The organism is Shinella sp. M31 (assembly GCF_049199205.1).
In the GTDB taxonomy this organism is placed as follows: domain Bacteria; phylum Pseudomonadota; class Alphaproteobacteria; order Rhizobiales; family Rhizobiaceae; genus Shinella.
On the sequence record NZ_JBLZPH010000101.1, the window covers coordinates 13,631 to 32,066 of the forward strand.

An 18,436-nucleotide genomic window follows, 5' to 3' on the forward strand; every position below is an offset into this window, starting at 1 on the left:
CCTCACAAACTCCCTAAGACTGCTCAATTTAGCACAGGAGTATAGAGTGATCTAGCAATGGAAGATCGAGATTATTAGCCGGGACTAGCCGCCCGGCTGCAGCTTGTCCTGGGTGCGCACGTTGAAATCGCTGGCGTCATGGCGCTCGTGCAACTGTTCGTTCAACGGTCCCCAGAACTTGTTTACGATGCGGCCCCGTTGGACGGCGGGTCGCTCATCAATCTGTTTTGCCCAGCGCATCAGATGCGTGTAGCTCGCCACATCGAGGAATTCGGCGGCGTCATAGAGGCGGCCCAGAACCGTGCTGCCGTACCAGGGCCAAATCGCGATGTCCGCGATGCTATAGTCTTTTCCGGCGATGAACTCATGGTCGGCTAACCGCTTGTCGAGCACGTCCAGTTGCCTTTTGACCTCCATGGCGTAGCGGTTGATCGGATACTCGTATTTCTCCGGTGCGGAGGCATAGAAGTGACCGAATTCCAGCAATAAAAGCCGCGGAAATAGAGATCGGGCGAGCCGTCGGGCAAGCGCCCGGCCTCGATCGGATTCAAGTCATCGACCAGGAAGAGGAAGACGTCACGATCGGAGGCGTAGAGCGTCGTCGTGTCCTTGGTGATATCGACGCGCGGGTTGTATATGCCGGTCGACCAGTCGAGCACGCCGGGGACTTTCTATCGGGTGTCGCCCGTGCCGTTGCCGGCGATGCGCTGCACGGCTTCAACCAGCTCCGCGTCGAATATCCTCCCGTAATCCGGGCCGGTGACGGCGCGCAGTTCCGTGCGGCCGTCGTCGGTTTCCAGCGTCTTGACCTGCTCGGCGCGATTGGAAGTCAGGCCATATTGCAGATTGATGGCGGCGAGCGGGGCCGGAAGTTGGCGCAAATAGGCGGCGGGAGCGCCGACGAGCCCGGCGAACTGGCCGAAGGACCAGTGGGTCGGCGCAATGGCCGTATCGGTGCCCGGGAGGATCAGGGCCAACCGCTCCGGATCACTGCGATTGGCCTCCACATGGATCAGCGCGCTTTCCACCGCACGGGTCCGGCTGCGATCGGCGCGGTCGCGCACCGACCTGGCCAGTTCCGACAGTGAAAGGTAGCGCTCATCGGCCGGACGCGAGAACCACTCGGACGAAACGCGGCCGATCCGCTCGCCACGGCTGACATCCACCTTGTAACCGCCACGTGTGTCACGGCGAGCATCGAGAACCTGCATGTTCATGGGACCAATCTCCATGACGGGCGCGGGAGCCTCTCTCCCAGCTTTTCACCCGTCACGGAAAACCGGTCCGCACTCTCACTCTCAGGGGGCGTTGCGGGGTCTCCCCGCAGAAGGGGTCGGCCGAGACTTAAGGCTCGGTCGCAGGGGAAGGCATTCCCCCTAAAAGCTTAAACCCACGCTTGGCCAGCCCGGCCACCTTCGCCCACACCACGAGATTGGCGATGCCCGTTTCGTCTTCCAGGGTGATAAACATCACGCCTTTGGCGCTGACGGACGAGGACGATGCCGGCCGCCTCAAGCCAGCGCCCGTCACGGGTCGCCATCGCCTCCGCGCAGTGATTCCGAACGCAAGCACCGATTTCGCGCGCCGGCCTCTGCCTTCGATTTTCTCGATCTGCGCGCGCAACGACTCTATGCGGGCTCGGGCCGCAAGCTCGTTCTTGACCTCCAGGGGCGAGTTAAACATTATATTCTCTATTTGTTCTGGTTGATGCCCCGGAGTCAAGAAGGCTTGAGGCCGTTGTCATCGTCAGGGTTGGGATTTGCGCGGCGAGGGGGCGTAGCGTGCAACCTCGGCCTTGATCCTGTTGGATCCTCCAGCTTGGCGCCAACCGTTCTGCCGCAGCCGGGCGGACCGAAGACTCATGCCCATGATGTAGGAAACCGCGAGCGCGCTCTTCCCTAGATCGAAGAGCCGGTAGCAAATCTCGACGCCGCGCTTCGTGAGATGGCCAGTGGCGGGGCCGCCGTCCGAACCATTATTGTAGTGGTTCGCCGGGAAGCGCGGGTGCAAATCCCCGACCAGTTCCGACCCGCTCAAATCGAGCTCGGCGCTGATGGCTTGAAGGCGCTTCTGCTCGCTACGGATTTGCATCTGGATGAGCCGATCCAGGCGCTTCAGCTCGCCCTCATAAATCCGCTCCGCGTGTTCGAAGAGCAGGCCATCCATCGAGAGGGTGAGGATTAGCGCCTGAGCCCGCGTCCACAGGGAGTCTTTGTATGCGCGAAGACGATCGGGCGCGTCACCTTTGTATGTGGGTGCGGTGAAAGCTACATGCTCGGAGGTCCAATAGGATCGCGTCACGTCCGACATCACGAGGTGAATGCGGTGGGCAATATCGTTTCTGTAACTCAACAGTTCGACCAGCTCGTCAGCTTCCGCGGTTGAGGACATTCCCGCGTCGACCGCGAAGCGAAAAGCCTTGCGCAGCTTCTTGCCTTCCTTTGGGTCATGCTCCTGAGAGTGACGAAGCTTCTGCGCGTCTTCCGAAGCGAGCCGACCAGCCAATTCCGCATCGGATAGGATCTGACCGAGCACCCCTCGCAGACGGCGTTCTTCGGTCGTCTCCCAAAAGGGCGTGTTTGGGTCCTTGACGGCGCGCGGGTAGATATTCGCGAGCATAAAGTCGCGGACTTCCTCCGTATAGAACAGGTAAAGCGTAGCTTCTGCTGCGCGATACCGCAGGACGTTCTGCTCAAGGGCAGACGGCCGGCCGCCGCGAGGATCATCATACTGGCTATGTGGGAAAGCCCGTCCGAAATCTCGCTTCCGATGCGACTTGGTTACCCCCGCCATGGTCATCCTCCTTCTTCTGGTCCGCTCCTATGCCCGAGATCCTGCAGAAAACGTGCGGTGGACGGCTGATCCGCGTCGGCCGGCGCGAAGCTCGTAGTCATTGGTGATCAGTCGGTCGTCGAACTCGCCCAAGATGTCCTCAGAGCGTGCAAGCTCGAATCCGGCTGGGTCGAGCCAGCGCACGATGGCGCCATCGGCGATCGGGATGACATTGTATCGTTGTCGACGGCCATCGGTGCCCGTGAGAGCAACCGGTTCGGGTTGCTCGACCGCGCCTTCGTGCGCCCGGCGCGGCAGAGTGCCTTGCCATTGGAGAAAGAGCTGGGGGTCGATGAGATCTTCGGACTCGATATCGTCGAATCCATCGTTGAGCCAGGCCTCGAACTCCTCCCGTCGCGCGGCCGCCGTTTCCCGCGTCTGCGCGAGATTTTGCGACAGTGCGAAGGCGACGAAGGGATCGTGCGTTCCCCATCTTAAAAGCTCGCGCGCCCAGAAGCCGAACCAGGGCAATCCCGTGGTGTCCTTCCATTCCGCGAGCGTTGGAACGGCGGACGGGTCCGCTGCACCCGTTGACCACGCCTGCGCAACGACTGCGCCGACTGCAACCCCAAGCCGAAACTCTAGATTGTCGCCAACGAAGCGCTGCCAAGCGCGCAGATCTTCCGCTTCCGGCGCCGCCGCGTCCGGTTCGTGCATCCACCATCCCAACACGTCCGCCCAGCGCCGCAGAAGCGCCTGATCCGTATCGGTCTGACGTACGCGGAAGCCGAAGCCGCGGTCAGCGGCGAGCAGTTCTCCGATCTCCTCGAAGACATCAATCCGCGCCGTGGCGTCGTCCTCGCCATATGTGGTTGCCGCCTCGATGAGCGCGCGAAGACGAGGAGCGATCGCTTCAAAGCGGCGTCCAACGACGGGAGAGAAGCCATACTGATAGAGCCGCCGGCGTTCGTCCGCGTCGGGATAGACGGTCTCGACGATCGCGCGACCTCGTTGCACGAAGGCTTGCTCGAGCCAACGCTCTTGGGCCGCGGCGGCGGCCGTGAACGTCGTCCGCCATAACTCCACGAGATGAGCCTCGGCGCGCGCGCCCGTCATATGGACTCCGTCGGCTCGTGAGACCTCTTCGATCGCGGTCAGCAGCACCCCGTCGAGTTCGTCGAGTGAATCGGCCAGGCGCGCACGGGGATCGGTCGCACCTTCGCCCGCTTGGCCGCTGATATCCGGGGGCAGCGCTTCTTCGAGCCACTCGACAAAGTCGTCGGGATCGATACCGAGCAGCCGCTCTGCACGATCGCGGATCGCATTGAGGAGCAGCGCCAATGGGCTTTCGACTTTGTCCGCATCCATCTCTTCGATCAGCAGCGATGCGCGCAGACGGTCATAATCTGTCTGCAGCTCGCGGAGTTGGCCACGTTGAACGGGGATTGTTGCGGGCGCGGTGGACGACACCTGCGTCGGCAGCGCGACAAGGGGCATGCCTTCGACCCCTTTCGCCGCGCCTGGCCTTCCGGCTCGTCCAGCAAGGTTGCGGAATTCGGCTGTCGACAGAGGCGCGACGACCTGGGTCTGGGTGACCTGATCCCATGAGCGGCGCTTGAGCGATGTTAGGAAGATCAGGTCGAAGGGAAGATTTACGCCTTCGGTGAGCGTCGCGGTGGCGACGGTGATGGGACAGATACGGCGCTCAATCATCTCGACCATCAGCCTCCGCAAGCGCTGCGGCATTTGCCCATGGCTGGTTGCGATTCCTCGATCGAGGAGGAACAGCTCGAACGAGCCTTCACCGCAATAGTCGATACAGGCTGCGCGCGCCTCGTCGAACCGCTCTCGATCGCGGCCTTCCGGCGGGGCGAAGGGCGGGACGGCAGCCCACGCGTCGAGTTCCAGCGCGTCCTTGAACCAGCGCATTGTTTGCTCGGGCTCTTGCGCGACGGAAATCAGAATTCGCTGATCCTCCTCGACGAGGTGGAGCGTGGTCCAGAGAACGCTGAGGCAGTTGAAGCGATTGAGGCTGTTGCGCATCGCCGCCGGAAGCTGGGGCATCGGCTGCATTCGAAGCGGGAGATAGACCGGTTGCTCTTGGCCGCGCACGTAGAGCGTCCGGCCGTTCATGATATCGAGGAGGATGCGACCGGTCGCGTTGGGGGCGGTTTCGAGAGTGCCGACTACCTGCCGCGTGCTGCGGTAGCGCACGCCCACCGCGTCTGCATCGGCGCGGCCCTCGACCCATCGGGCAACGGGAAGAGCGGCGCCGCCCGCGACGGCCGTAAGTGCGATGCGCACCACGTCAGGCCGCTGCGCGATCACACGCGAAACGAAGTTCTCCAGCCGGATCGAACGGTTGCTGTGGTCCGAGAAGCTAACGCGCGTATTGTCGTTGGCGTCAGGCACGACCTGGTGGGCTTCATCGAGGATCAGGAGCCGCAGGCGAGCTGTGATTATCGGACCGAGATAGCGCATCAGCGCGTCGGCTTTTTCGACGGTCGCGATCAGGACCGTTGGCTCATCTCCGGTGAGCCAGTAGTCGGTGATGCCCCAATCAGCGCCCCCGTAAAGGGCGGTAATGGTCATTTCGCTCCCGAGTTCGGCGCGAAGCTTGGCTTCGACCTCGCCGGCGAGCGCCCGCGAGGGGACGAGATAAACGGCGAGCGGAGCGAGGCCATCGTGTTCGCGCAGCAGTAGCTCCTTCAGCAGCGCCAGGTTTGCTACCAGCGTCTTTCCCGAACCGGTCGGAGTGCAAAGTGCGAACGACGAGTCGCGCAGTAGGCGATCGAGGCCTTGGAGCTGGGATGTCCATAGAATTCCACGACCACGGCTGAACTGGTCGCGGGCATATGCCACGAGCTTTCCGGTCCTCGTCGGATTCAGCGCTGCAAGCGCCCGCAGCGGCCCATAGATGCTGGCTGCTTTGTAGCTATCTGCGACCTGTCGCATGAGCGCTATCACTAGCGAGGCATCGTCGCTGAACGTCCTCGCGGCCATTTCGTCGAGCGCATAGAGTTTCGACATTGCCACCTCCAGCCTCGCGTCGTCGCCGCGGCGAAGGCTGTCAGAGATCAATCCGAGGCTGCGGACGAGTTCGACGGTGAAGAACCACGCAACGCGATGATCGTCTTCGTCGAGATCGAATTCTTCGACTCCAGCCGCAGCGAGCCGTCGCGACGCGTCTGGTTCGGTCAGGTCGGGATGCGTGTTCCAGAAGGCGGAGGATCGACGAATGACGCCGTCGAAATCCGCTCTCAGAAATGCCGAATAGAGCGCGACGCCACTGTGATCGGTCTCGATCTGCTTGAGCAGGCCTGATGCCATCGCAGGCAGGCATCCGAGTTGGTACGCGGCGGCCGCGAGCAGCTCGATCGGGACGATCGAGCGAAGGCCGTCGGCGGCGCGCGATAGCCACTCCAGAATTTCCCCCGTCCTGCGATAGCAGTCGATTGCCCGGGGCGAGGATGTTCCCTCGATCTGCCGAAAGATATGCGCTGCATGCAGCAAGCGGCGGGCGTCCGCCAATTGCCGGGCCGATTCGCGATCGCTCCACTGAATGGCCGGAACCTGCCAGGTGGTTTGAAGGCAGCGCACATATGCGCGCGCTTGTGGGCGCGAAAGTTCATTCTCAATGGCCAGCGCGCGACGGAGGGTATCGGCAACGTCTAGGCGGTCAGCGTCAAGCTCGGGCATTATTTCGCCTCCTGCCACAAGCTCGAATAGAGCCCATCGATGAGACGCTCGCCGTCGCTCAGGATGAGCTCAACGACCTGAAGATCGTGCGGAGCAGTATATTCCTCGGGCGCCTCTTCCCACCCGATGAGTACGTCGAGTGGCTTGCGATCGCGAGCGCCATTACCGGCAATTAGGATGAGATTGGTTCGAGGCAGCGGTGGCGCATCTTCCAAAAGGACGGCCTGGTCGATCGATAGAATTGCAGCCTGATGGCCCACGGGGTCGCGCAATTCGAGGAGTCGCTGGAGTTGCCGCAGGCCGTGCGGGAGCGGCGTGTCCCGATTAACCTCGAACCAGACACCACGACCGGATCGGGCGCGCTCACCGGTTTCTTCGTCCTCTTCCCAGGGGCCGAGCATCAGGGAGTTGACCGCCGAGTCGGTTAGTCGCTGGCGCCACTTCGCTTCTCCCGCGATGAAGCGGACGACTTCGCCGTCCTCGTTGAGGGCGAGCCCCAGGAAATCGGATCCGAAGCGGCCGAAAATCTGGCGAACGCGGTCTGGATTACGCGCCAGATTCCAGAGATAGGCTTCGACGTCGGCGTGCTGTCGGAAAAGGAAGATCGGGATGCACCATGGATGGCCGCCGACGAATTTGGCCTGGAATGCCTCTGTCACCATTCCGGCCATCACTTCGCCGAAGAGCCCGCGCCGCGCAGTTGACGGAAGGCAGCTCGGGTAACACGCTTGGGCGCCGGGAGCGTCTGCGTCGGGATGGAGGTCGATGCCGATCTGACGGTGGAAATACTCGCGAGCATCGAGATGCGCAGACTCGAAATATGGTCGCATAGCGTCGATTAGATCGTCGTCAGTGGCTGCCTTCTGTTCGAGCAGGAGATGGCCATACGAGCCTCTGATCGTTCCGTTAGACGAGAGCCACTCGTCGATCGCTTCGGTAGGTGGTTCACACGTATGCACTGTCGTCGCCCCCCAGCGGGAGGCAAACGGAACAGCCTAGATGCCGGCAGTCACGGATTGAGCGCTCCCCGATAATAAACTTTAGAGGGCAAATCTTGATGATTGCCCCTTCATGCCCCGCCCCGCAACGGATTGATGATGTCGATCCCTGCGAAATCGCGCTCATTGTCTGTGACGACGATGCAGTCGTTGGCAGCGGCGATAGCGGCGATGATCGTGTCGAGGCCGCTGCGCGGCCGGCCGGCGGCTCTCCCTTCGGCCATCAGTTCCGCCCATGCGAGGCCGGCCCGTTCATCAAATGAGAGGATTCGGCCAGCGAATAGCGCCTGTGGACCTTGGGGGCCGCTGAACCAGGCATCAAGCTGATCCCGACGTTTCCCGGCAGGCTTTTCAAGTACGCCTCTACGGACCTCCGCCAGCGTCAGAGAAGCAATGAACAGGTCGTCGTCGGACTGCTCGGCCATCCATGCGACCAGGGATTCCGAAGGAGCAGGTTTAGTGAAGTTGCTGATGATGTTGGTGTCGAGAAGATACCGCATCAAATATCGACCTTCCGTCCTTCCTCATGCGGACGGGATAGGTCGAGTTCGGAGCCGATCAGGGGCGACGCCAGTAGCGCCTTCAGGATGCCGCCCTTCCTAGGGGGCTCGCCGGCGATGGAATGGCTGACAGCGGCTCGCAGTCGATCTGCATCCGCACCGCCCTCGGCAAGGCGTTTGGCGACCGACCGGATCAGATCGCGGTCGTTCTCTCGTCCAATCACCTCGAAGCGCGCCATGCCTCGTTCAGTCAGGCGACTACGGTAGTTATCGATTGCACGACGCTGAGGACTCTTGCTCATTCTGGCTCTCCGGGCTATAACCGGTAATATAACCAGAACGCTCGGAATCTGCAAGGCCAAGGTGGTCGAGATCGTGGATTCCGCCTACGCCAGGAAACGCTGATGCACTCCGAAATGTCCGCCAAGCCTACGCGGGACTACCATTTCGCCGAAATGCGCAAGTATTTGTACTACGCGGGGGGTTTCGGGGCCGCGCCAGAGCCACCGGGCATTCGCCACGATCGCCCCTCCATGCGAAACCCCGTAGCGGCTACGCCTCTGGATTTCATCCCGATTGCGGCGACTATAGTGGCATGTCCGCAGAGATTATTCCATTCGGCCGACAGCCAAACGGCGAAGACGACTACCTGGATTTCTACCGGGCACCGCCTGCGCGCAAGCGGTCTGCGCGACCACCCAAGCCGAAATGGCAGCCGAAAATCGTGGATGACTGGCCAGACGAGATTCCCGTCTTCGCCGAGGAACTTGAACTCTTCGAACTGTATCTCGGTGACGAGTTGGACAGGCTTCTCGGCATTACGAAGTGACTCATATCGTGGAGGTCTCGCATGAACGCCAACGCGACTCCCGCCTTGGCGGCGCTGGGGCGTGCCGCGCTATATCTTCGTGTTTCGACTGGGAGGCAGGCCGAACAGGACCTTTCGATCCCTGATCAACGGCGGCAGCTTCTGGGTTACTGCGAGGCGCGCGGAATCGAGGTCATCGCCGAGTTTGTCGAACCGGGTGCAACCGCAACAGACGACAAGCGCCCGTCATTTCAGCGGATGATGGATGAGGCATCACAGAAGCCTGCGCCCTTCGACACGATTATCGTCCACTCGTTCTCGCGCTTCTTCCACGATCAATTCCAGCTCGAGTTTTATGTCCGCCGTCTTGCCAAGAATGGCATCCGACTGACGTCCATCACGCAGGATCTCGGTGACGATCCGATGAGCGTGATGATGCGACAGATCATGGCGCTGTTCGACGAATATCAATCGAAGGAGAATGCCAAGCACACCCTTCGCGCCATGCGCGAGAATGCCCGGCAAGGCTTCAGGAACGGCGCACGCCCACCGTTCGGCTACAAGATCGTGGCTGCGGATGTGCGGGGAACGCGGACTAAAAAGAAGATCGAGCCAGATCCGGCGCATATCGAAACCGTTCGCCTTATCTTCCGTCTAGCTCGGATCGGTGATGGCGACGGCCCATTGGGCGTCAGGCAGATCGCCGGATATTTGAATGAGCGTGGGTTGCGCACCCAGACCGGCGGTCGCTGGGGTCTGGGCGCGGTCCACGAGCTGCTGACCCGCACGACCTACATCGGCGCTCATCGCTTTAATGTCAGCGGCAAGCGCAAGGGCACCAAGAAAAATCCGGAGGACATCGTCGAGGTCGAGGTCCCGTCGATCATCGAACCCGAGGAGTTCGAGGAGGTCCAGGAGCTGCTCAAATCACGGGCTCCGCAGCTCAAGGCGCCTCGCTTCGTCAATTCCCCGACGCTGCTCGGCGGGGTGGTGTATTGCGCCGACTGCGGTGGGGCCATGACCTTGCGGACTTCCGGCAAGGGCGAGGAATACCGCTACTACACCTGCTGCACCGCCGCTCGACAGGGGAAGACGGGCTGCAAGGGGCGAACCATCCCGATGGCAGAGCTTGACGCTATGGTGGTGGAGCACGTCGAGACGCGGCTGCTGGCACCGGGCCGCCTTGAGAGCATGCTTGGTTCACTCGTGGATCGTCGGGCAGAGCATGCCGGGAAGGAGAAGGAGCGCATCACCGCCCTGAAGCATCAGGCCTCTGATGCCGAGGAAAAGCTGACGAGGCTTTACCGGGCGATCGAGAATGGGCTGGCAGACTTGGACGATTCGAACCTGAAAGGGAGAATCGAGGAACTGAGGCGAATAAGGGATTCGGCCCGCGCAGATGTTGAGCGCGCGGAGAACCGCGACGCCAAGAGCGCGACGATCACCATGGAGTCGATCAACGAGTTCGCGAGGCTGGCGCGACAGGGGCTGCGTAAGGAGGATGGCACCTTTCGCAGGAGCCATATTCAACGTCTCGTGCAGCGGGCTGAGGTCGGAGCGGATCAGATTATGATCAAAGGTTCGGCTCTCAAGCTCCTCCAGACCCTCACTGAGGTGTCTGGAGGAAAGCCTGGAGTGGAAACTGCGGGCCTAGGCGTTCGCAGTTTCGTACCGAAATGGCTCCCCGGGCCGGAAAAGGTCAGGCAACCAAGCTGACCAAACTGATCCTCATAACCCGTTGATGTGCTGTGGTTTCGGGATTTCCTTGCCCATTGTGACCATTGTGGCTACTACTAGCAATGACCCCAAAAGTGGGAAAAATTGCGGGGAAGGAAAATGGGGAGCCATACTCGGAATGTGCTGACGGTCAAAGCGATCGAGGCCAGCAAATCCAAGAAGCTACGCGACGGCGGCGGACTTTGGTTGGTGACCAAAGGAAACGCCAGGTACTGGATATTCGATTTTACCCACAGTGGAAAACGCAGGCAACTTGGGCTCGGGCCTCTACTCAGCGTCAGCTTGGCTGAGGCCAGAAAGAAGGCCGAAGAGGCTCGTAAGCTCGTCCGGGCTGGAGTGGACCCAGTCGAGCAGCGCAAGGCGGTTGAGAAGAAGCCGACGACCTTCGGCGAATATGCCGACGCTTTCGTCGATGCAGCGGTGAAGGCCGGCCGCTGGCGAGGCGAGAAAACCCAGGCGCGTTGGCGCAATATCCTCGAAAACCATGCTGCATGTTTGCGTCCGAAGACTATCGAGGCAATCGCCGTCCCTGACGTCTTGGAGGTTCTACGCCCAATCTGGGGTGTTCGGCAGGAAACGGCCGAGAAAGCTCGTGAAGCGATAGAGCGCGTCCTTGATGCTGCAAAAGTTGAGGGACACCGGAGCGGGGAGAATCCAGCCACTTGGCGCGGTCAGCTTGAGCACGTACTTCATAAGCCGAACTCCATCGTTAAGAAGAGACATCACCCGGCGATGCCGCATGGGGACGTGGCGGCGTTTATGATGAGTTTGCGAGAGACGAAAGGGGTGGAAGCGCGCGCGCTCGAGCTGTGCGTGCTGACCGCGACGAGGAGCGGAGAGGTAAGGGGGGCGACCTGGCCTGAAGTAGACCTCGTGAAAAAGATTTGGACGATACCCGCAGCCCGGACAAAGCAGGGTAGGGAGCACAGAGTTCCGCTCTCGACACAGGCTGTCCAGCTTTTAGAGACGATGAAGAAATCGTCCATCAATGACTTCGTCTTCCCTAGCGTGCGCGACGGTAAGAAGCTCTCCGACGCAACTTTGGGAACGGTCCTCAAAGCCGCTGGAGGCAATGGCTCAGTAACGCATGGATTTCGCTCGTCTTTTAGGGACTTCGCAACGGAAGTGGCTCATGCCCCGCGTGAGATCGCCGAAGCGGCCCTCGGCCACGCTGTTGGAGATGCGGTCGAGCGGTCCTACGCCCGTAGTGATGCCCTCGAGCGGAGGAGGGTGCTTATGCAGGCATGGGCGGATTACGTGGAAAGTCAGCTGATTTAGAAATCATAATCAAGCTGAATATTTCAACTTCCGCAAGATTGTTTTCTGGAGAAATTTGTAAAAATCGACTATCTATATCAATACAGTCACATTGGTGATTGGAGCGGGGTTGGTGCCCGCATAGGACCTGCAGGAGCAGGTTCGACCCATTAGGGTAAAGCAGCGGGAAAACCGCCGGAAGCGTGACCGAGTCGCGCGGCGCTTGCGTCGATCAATCACAACCCGGCATGCCTGCCGATCACCTAACCTTCTCGAATTTAGCACGATTCAACTGACGCCCGGAATCCGTTCCGCGCCAGCAAGGGGAAACGCCATGCAGCCGTCAAACGATAATTTTCCCGTTCTGATTTCTCTGAATGAGGCATGCCGTCTTACGTCGATGAGCCGATCGATGCTGAACCGTTACCGCGCAGAGCGCCGCTTTCCTGCCGCGGTTGATTTAGGTGACCGCCGCGTTGCGTTCGTCCGTGCCGAGGTCGTGGAGTGGGTCTCGATGAAGATCGCCTCAAGGGCGGCCGCCTAGCCGCCCTTGACCCGTTTCGATGCGTCTAGGTTAATCGAAGCACCGGCGCTCGTGTAGCGCGCCAATTCATCACGACCACCCCATAATCACAAAACCGGCCTCGTCGCCGGTAGAGGAGGAATTTTGCGCTCAGAATCAACACCAGTGCGCGGCTACGGGCTGACGCTGTATCGCGACCAGGACGGACACGATGTCTGCGGCTTCCTCGACGGCTCGCCCGTACTCGTTCCAACTAGGACCGAGAAAACGCCAGAAGGGCGTCGCATCCGCTTTGCCGAGGGCAAGCGAGAACTCCCCCAGGTCGGCGACATATTCTGCGCGAACTCGGAAACGGCTGGACTTGTTCGGGATGCGCTCAACGAAAAGTTCGGCCGAGAACGCGATGCCGTAAATGCGTTTCGCGTCGTCTCAGCAAACCTTTCTCGGCGACAGCGTTACCTGTTTCTCTATGTCGGCATTGCCAACATGCAAACCGGCTCTGTCGATACTGTTTCGTTCACCCTTGAAGCACCTGACGAGCGCGTGCAGCGCGACGGCCAAGCCAAATTCGGTCGGTTCGTCGATGCGCTCGGCCTGACCGAAATCGCCGACAGCGACATGTTGCTTGGCCGGGCGGCGACAATGGGGGGTACTGGAGAAGCGCGGATCTTCAGGCGGTGGCTGTCCTGATGGAGCCTGTCATCCAATCAATCGCGGCGGTCGAAAGACCGCCGTCTCAAGGCGGCGCTAGAACACTCGCGAAGTTTACCGTCGATCTCGACGGCGTCCGGATATTCGGTCTTCTCCTGCGAGAACTGCCCGACGGAAGTAGGCGAACGGTCGCACCGAATCTTGGCGTCCACCACGTCGCGACATTTCGACGAGAAGTTGCCGAGAAGATTACCGACGCAGCATCCGCAGCACTTGGGGGCCACTTTGCCAAAGAACAGCACCGCCGTAGGGCCTGAACTTCCGCTCACCGATATTCGCCTTCGATTGTTGGAGAATGGTTATCGACCAATTCCCGTTGATGGCAAGCGCCCTCGAATTTCCGGCTGGTCGACCCTCCAGCCGACACCCGCAGCCATCGAAGCGTGGGAGCGCGGCCACGCTGATCACCGCAACACTGGCGTGTTGACCGGCAGTGTTGTCGCGATCGACGTCGACGCGCTCGATCAAGGCGTCTGCGACGCGCTTGTTGACAGGCTCCTGGAAATTCCTGACGCGGGTCTCGCTCCGTGCCGCACCGGCATGGCCCCGAAATGCCTGTTTGTCTTCCGATGCGACGCCCCGCGGCAAAAGCAGAAAACCGGCGAGTACCTCGCGAACGGGCTGAAGTGCCAGGTCGAGGTACTCGGAGCGGGCCAGCAATTCGTAGCGTTCGGCGAACACCCTGAGATTCATCGGCCATACGTTTGGTCAGGTGGTGACCTGCTATCGATTCCATTCGCCGACCTTCCAGAGATTGCTGAAGCCGACCTCGACGCGTTTCTCGCTGACGCCGAGGCGATACTCGCGGCCGCAGGGACGCCAGTCCGTCCGCCCGCAATGAAGCGCGAAGCTGCAACAGCCGGAGAGACATTCTGGCGACGAGTTAACTCGGCTGCGCTGGCATCGCCAGAACGGTGGGTCCGCGAAGTCTTTCCGAGCGCGAAACAGGAGCCCGGCACTGGCGCGTGGCGCGTGTCCTCGGCCGATCTAGGCCGCGGTCTACAAGAGGACATCTCGATACATGCGGATGGCATTCGTGATTTCGGAACGGAGCAAGCTGAGGCCCCCATCAGCATCGTTCAGAAGTGGGGCGGCCAGCAAACACCGCGTGATGCGGCGTTCTGGCTATGCGACCGCCTCGGCCGCGATCCTGAAGAGTGTGGGTGGCAGCGCCAGGATATCGGCGTTCGAATGACGCTCGGCTCGTTGCGGGGCGCACCTGCCGCCGCAAACGATGATGACGAAGGGGATATTACTCCCACGACCGCACCCTCCACCGGCGGGCTGCCGGAAACGTTGTGCTTCCCACCGGGCGCCGTCGGAGAGTTTGCCCGCTTCATAGCTGGATGCTCTCGGTTTCCCTCCGCCCACCTCTCGTTGGTGGCCTCACTTGCTTTCACGGCTGGCCTTGTTGGACGCAGGTACAAAGGGCCTACCGGACTGCGTTCGAACCTCTATGTCGTCGGCCTCGCGGAATCCGGCTTCGGTAAGGATGTGACGATCCGCGCGACAGCCGCGCTCGCGGACAGTACCTCATGGGGCGCTAAGGTGAGCGAAATGCTGTTCGCAGACCAAATCCGGAGCCTTCCGGGGCTCGCTGGCAAGCTACGCAAATCGCCCTCCACGGTGGTCGTGCAGGACGAATTCGGCCGCTGGCTGGCAGAACACACCGGACGGAACGTCGCCTCCCATCGAGCCGAGATCACGGCGGCCCTCATGGAGCTCACTGGTGCGCCCTCGGGGTTTTGGGGCGGCATGGAGAAGGCCGGAGGCAACATTCCGCGCATCGCATCGCCCTGTCTAACCATTCATGGGGTCTCGACACCGTCAACATTTTGGAACGCGTTGTCATCCGGGAACATCTCCGAAGGGCTGTTGGGACGCATTGTTTTGATCGACGTGGGAGACGCAGAGCCGATTAAGGTGCGACGTCCGCCGAACTCCCTCGAAGACATCCCAGTTAGTCTGTCTGACCAGGTGGCAGCCCTCCTTGGGCTATCAGCGGGGAAGTATACGGGGTCTTTCTGCGCGTTGACCGCAAAGTCAGACGAGAAGCCTCACCCCATTATGACGGTCGGATGGGCTCCCGGCGTTGATGACTTATTCGAAGAATTTGACGATCGGATCCGTGCGATGAAGCGCAGCGTCAATCCGGAGTATCGGCCAATCCTGAACCGCGTGGGCGAGAATGCTGCGCGGCTTGCAATGATCGTAGCGGTCGGCGTCGATCCGAAGGAACCCGTGATCACTGACGAAATACAGGAATGGGCCAACATGGTGGCTGAGCATTCGCTGCATGTCATCCTCCGCGGCGCCGACCAGCACATTGCCGACAACGAAAAGGCAGCGGAGTATCTACGTGTTCGGCAGATCGTCGCGCGCAAGCAGGAGGAAGGGATAACGCTTAAGGGCATCCTGAAGGCGCTCCGCGGCTCGCTGGACGGCCGCCGCCTCGACGATATCCTCGCGATGCTGAGACAGTCCGGAAGCGTACATTTTGCGAAGCTTCTCTCGCCGAGCGGGCAGACGAAAACGCGGTTCTGGGCTGGGGAAGTTCTGCCCGCAGGGGCCGAGGTAATCCCATCCGAATGACGGGGTTAAAGTGGGTGTCAAAGACCGGGGCAAAGCCGGGGGGCAGATCTCGGGTTCTCAAAAAAGGCGGCAAGTGATGCACCCCCTCTTGGGCCGGCCTTCGCCCCCCCTTTACCCCCCTCTTTGACCCCCTCTTTAAAGTAATAAAACTTATTATTTACATATAGATAGAGAGAGGAGGGGTGCATGCTAAAGTGAGATACACCCCCGCGCCGGGTCTTGGCGTGATTTTCAGGGGTGTGCATTCGCGTGCGCGAGATTTCACCCCGTCTTCGCAGGATCAAGGAGGATCGATGAGAGCAGGATCTAATCCCACCTATGCCGTTCATCTGGGGTCCGTCCCCCACATCGAAAACGAGACAGACACCGCCCGCTATCTCCGCGCGTTCGAGCAAATGCTTGCGGAAGCGCCGCCTACGACTGCCGACCAAGACTGGATCGCTGACGCGGCAAAGGACGCCATCCGGTTCTTAGCCGATGACGCCTTCCGCCTCGGCTTTGAAGCTTGCCACGAGAACGTTGTGAAGCCGCTACGGGAGAGCACCGTGGCAATCAGAGACGTCCAAGTCGCCCTGCGCCAGTATGGGGAACGTGTCAGAAACGGGATCGCTATGCGGTTCGAGGAAGCGCCAGGCGTTCCTACGCAACTTAGTGTCGACATCGACGAAATGCCTTTGCCGCCGACGAATGGGCTATTGCCATGAGATGGTCGGCAAAGGAACTGCGGCTCACACGGGTCCAGGCGACGTATTTGGCGCGTCAGGATGCGTCAGTACACGAACGCGTAAATGACCGCACCGAGCTCATTCTTTCAGCCCGCAAATTGCTCGCTTGGAAACGGGATCGATCAGGTGAGTGGCATCTCGGACCATCGGCGAAGGGCGACGCCGCCCTGGCAAAATTCTACTCGAGGAGGAAACGATGACCGCACGCACCACCGCCGAGCACCGTGCTGAACTGGAAGCTTGGCGTGCTACGGCGCCAGCCGATGACATAGAAATCCTTGCAACAATAGTGGGAAAGCCCAAGAAGGAGAAAAGGCCTCGCCATCGCGATCTTGCCCAGCTGGATGCCATCCTTGCCTTCCATCGGCGTCCGGACGGCGTGGCAGAGGCCGTGCAGCCCGAGCCCGCAGCACCGGTAAAAACCAACTGGTCGCTAACCCCTGCGAATGACAACCGCGCCCCGGAGGATGGCTCAGGACGGGAGCAGGCGGTCGAGTACATCCCATCCATTCCCGCAATCGAAGCTGCCATGGGCACGATCGAAATGAGATATCGTGCCGAGCCGATGATGAAATGCTCCGAGGTCATGGGCCTAGTATACCATGAGTGGGAATCTCGGCGCGCTGGTCGCGAAGTGCACGGCATCGTCACCGGCGGTGATGTCGAGTACGGCTGGCACGTCACTAACCGCATCGACGAAAATGGCGACCAGCACGAGAAGAAGCACAGAACTATCACCCGCATCGGCCGGTTGCGCTTTAGCGACGGGACGCAGACTGAGCGTGGCGAAAAACTATCGATGGGACAGGTGGTGGCATCTCGCATCGAGATGCCAGTCGGGGCAATGCTTGGCTGCCGAGAAAAGGCGACCCGCGACAAGGGGGCGGTGCAGGATCCGGTCGAGCTTGCTTACACAATGGACTATTTTGCCGGCAAGAACGACCCTCCGGGCCTTTTCGATGCTCAACTCGCTGGCCGTGTGAAAAAGAAGCCGCGGTCCTTCCATACGGGCCCGAAGACAAAGGAGGAGGCGCGGCAGTGGTTGGCCGACGCCATCGCCAATACGCCAGTCATGCCGCCTGTGAAGAAGTGCACCGACGGCTTTCCTGCTGGGCCAAGGAACCTCGCCGACCTGTTCCCGGGGTTGGTGAAGGTGGCGACTGGAGGCAGTGGGTCGCAAGCATGGGACGGAATCGCTTCGGCGTTGGAGGAGCGGAACGAATGGCACGCGGTTTTGCAAGGGATGAAGGAGGAACACGTCGAAACTCTCACCCGAGCTTCGAACGCGCGGAGCTTGCGGGAGCTTGGTGAAATTCGCGGCTCTAAAGGAAAATACGCCATTGCGGCAGGACGGCGGCTCCTGATCGCAGCGAATGACAATTACTTAGCGGCCAGAAAGTTGGCCGAGGAGGCGAGGGCGGCGTAGCACGACGTATTTGGCGGTCGTTGTTAGTCAGACGGCGGCCGCCAGCCCGTCTCATCCATTGCCATCATCAATAGAGCGACCAGGCGCGGCACCGGAATAGGATTCGTGGTGCGTTCGAATTCCGAAACGCGGATTGAAGACCCATACCCCAATAGCGCAGCGAGCTCGGCTTGCTTATAGCCGAGCCGTTTGCGGATGGCTTTGAATTCGTCGCCGGTCATGCGACCCGCAGGTAGTTGAGGCCGTACACGTTGCACATCATGTCCGTTTCTTCGGCAACTTCCTGCGCCTGGATGACGAGCATGAAAGCCCGGTGCTTCGAAACTTCGCGGTGGATCTGATCATCGATGCGAACGTCAAAGGCATAGACCTTGCAGGAACCGTCGAAGCGGCGGGTGATGTTCACTTTGATTTCTGCGGTGCTCTCGATCATTTGCTTGCCCCCTTTTGATATTTTGAAGCTAACGGATATCCGTTATTCCGTCAAGGGTAAAATAACGGATATACGTTATTTTTGCGGACGACCTGACTTTTTGCGCCTGTTATGCCCCTTGGATATGAAGGGGCCAGGGAGCCTCGCCCCCGCGTCATGCTGCACTCCGTTGCAGCCGCTGAACGTGGGGTAACTACCCACCGACGTACACCCTGTATAGGCGAAGCGCAGCGCGCCGGCCGTTCCTTGCCACCA

General features: G+C 60.6%; 15 protein-coding genes and 3 pseudogenes. 8 read left to right on the plus strand and 10 right to left on the minus strand.

The window, feature by feature from the left end; translation table 11 throughout:
- Positions 1-84 precede the first annotated feature (84 nt).
- The 8 genes and pseudogenes from ACOZKU_RS17500 to ACOZKU_RS17535 all read right to left on the minus strand — a co-directional run.
- A pseudogene (locus tag ACOZKU_RS17500) lies at positions 85-477 on the minus strand (glutathione S-transferase C-terminal domain-containing protein); the annotation flags it as partial.
- Positions 474-1,217 (minus strand): annotated as a pseudogene (locus ACOZKU_RS17505) (DUF932 domain-containing protein); the annotation flags it as partial. The pseudogenes ACOZKU_RS17505 and ACOZKU_RS17500, both read right to left, overlap by 4 nt.
- Before the next feature lie 193 nt (positions 1,218-1,410).
- Positions 1,411-1,552, minus strand: a pseudogene (locus ACOZKU_RS17510) (DNA-binding protein); the annotation flags it as partial.
- Positions 1,553-1,746: 194 nt separating this feature from the next.
- Complete coding sequence (locus tag ACOZKU_RS17515) at positions 1,747-2,793, minus strand: hypothetical protein (protein ID WP_421579942.1); 1,047 nt, start codon at positions 2,791-2,793, stop codon at positions 1,747-1,749.
- A 27-nt stretch (positions 2,794-2,820) separates the two neighbouring features.
- A complete protein-coding gene (locus ACOZKU_RS17520; RefSeq protein WP_421579943.1) occupies positions 2,821-6,471 on the minus strand; it encodes a DEAD/DEAH box helicase in 3,651 nt (1,216 codons plus the stop codon).
- Positions 6,471-7,142 carry a hypothetical protein gene (locus ACOZKU_RS17525; protein ID WP_421579944.1) on the minus strand — a complete coding sequence of 224 codons (672 nt, stop codon included), beginning with the start codon at positions 7,140-7,142 and terminating at the stop codon, positions 6,471-6,473. The genes ACOZKU_RS17520 and ACOZKU_RS17525 overlap by 1 nt, the downstream gene beginning before the upstream one ends.
- A 398-nt stretch (positions 7,143-7,540) precedes the next feature.
- Positions 7,541-7,969, minus strand: coding sequence for a PIN domain-containing protein (locus tag ACOZKU_RS17530; protein ID WP_421579945.1), 429 nt, complete (start codon positions 7,967-7,969; stop codon positions 7,541-7,543).
- Entirely contained in the window at positions 7,969-8,271 is a 303-nt protein-coding gene (locus ACOZKU_RS17535; protein WP_421579946.1) for a hypothetical protein, read from the minus strand. Before ACOZKU_RS17535 ends, ACOZKU_RS17530 begins: the two co-directional genes overlap by 1 nt.
- Before the next feature lie 293 nt (positions 8,272-8,564).
- On the opposite strand from ACOZKU_RS17535, the gene ACOZKU_RS17540 reads away from it, so the two are divergent.
- The 8 genes from ACOZKU_RS17540 (at position 8,565) to ACOZKU_RS17575 (ending at position 17,748) form a co-directional block, all read left to right on the plus strand.
- Positions 8,565-8,798 (plus strand): hypothetical protein, encoded by a 234-nt coding sequence (locus tag ACOZKU_RS17540; protein ID WP_421579947.1) that lies wholly within the window; start codon positions 8,565-8,567, stop codon positions 8,796-8,798.
- Positions 8,799-8,819: 21 nt separating this feature from the next.
- On the plus strand, positions 8,820-10,493 hold the full coding sequence (locus tag ACOZKU_RS17545) for a recombinase family protein (RefSeq protein ID WP_421579948.1): 1,674 nt from the start codon (positions 8,820-8,822) through the stop codon (positions 10,491-10,493).
- A 141-nt stretch (positions 10,494-10,634) separates the two neighbouring features.
- Positions 10,635-11,792: a tyrosine-type recombinase/integrase gene (locus ACOZKU_RS17550; protein ID WP_421579949.1), complete on the plus strand. Its 1,158-nt coding sequence runs from the start codon at positions 10,635-10,637 to the stop codon at positions 11,790-11,792.
- Positions 11,793-12,105: 313 nt separating this feature from the next.
- Complete coding sequence (locus ACOZKU_RS17555) at positions 12,106-12,315, plus strand: helix-turn-helix transcriptional regulator (RefSeq protein WP_421579950.1); 210 nt, start codon at positions 12,106-12,108, stop codon at positions 12,313-12,315.
- Positions 12,316-12,438: 123 nt separating this feature from the next.
- Entirely contained in the window at positions 12,439-12,984 is a 546-nt protein-coding gene (locus tag ACOZKU_RS17560) for a hypothetical protein (protein ID WP_421579951.1), read from the plus strand.
- Between the two features lie 162 nt (positions 12,985-13,146).
- Complete coding sequence (locus tag ACOZKU_RS17565; RefSeq protein WP_421579952.1) at positions 13,147-15,597, plus strand: bifunctional DNA primase/polymerase; 2,451 nt, start codon at positions 13,147-13,149, stop codon at positions 15,595-15,597.
- Between the two features lie 293 nt (positions 15,598-15,890).
- Complete coding sequence (locus tag ACOZKU_RS17570) at positions 15,891-16,301, plus strand: hypothetical protein (RefSeq protein WP_421579953.1); 411 nt, start codon at positions 15,891-15,893, stop codon at positions 16,299-16,301.
- A 217-nt stretch (positions 16,302-16,518) separates the two neighbouring features.
- Positions 16,519-17,748, plus strand: a complete 1,230-nt coding sequence (locus ACOZKU_RS17575) for a hypothetical protein (protein WP_421579954.1) — start codon at positions 16,519-16,521, stop codon at positions 17,746-17,748.
- A gap of 23 nt (positions 17,749-17,771) precedes the next feature.
- Here ACOZKU_RS17575 and ACOZKU_RS17580 read toward each other — a convergent pair whose 3' ends face one another.
- On the minus strand, positions 17,772-17,969 hold the full coding sequence (locus ACOZKU_RS17580) for a helix-turn-helix domain-containing protein (protein ID WP_421579955.1): 198 nt from the start codon (positions 17,967-17,969) through the stop codon (positions 17,772-17,774).
- On the minus strand, positions 17,966-18,181 hold the full coding sequence (locus tag ACOZKU_RS17585; protein ID WP_421579956.1) for a hypothetical protein: 216 nt from the start codon (positions 18,179-18,181) through the stop codon (positions 17,966-17,968). The genes ACOZKU_RS17580 and ACOZKU_RS17585 overlap by 4 nt, the downstream gene beginning before the upstream one ends.
- Positions 18,182-18,436 lie beyond the last annotated feature (255 nt).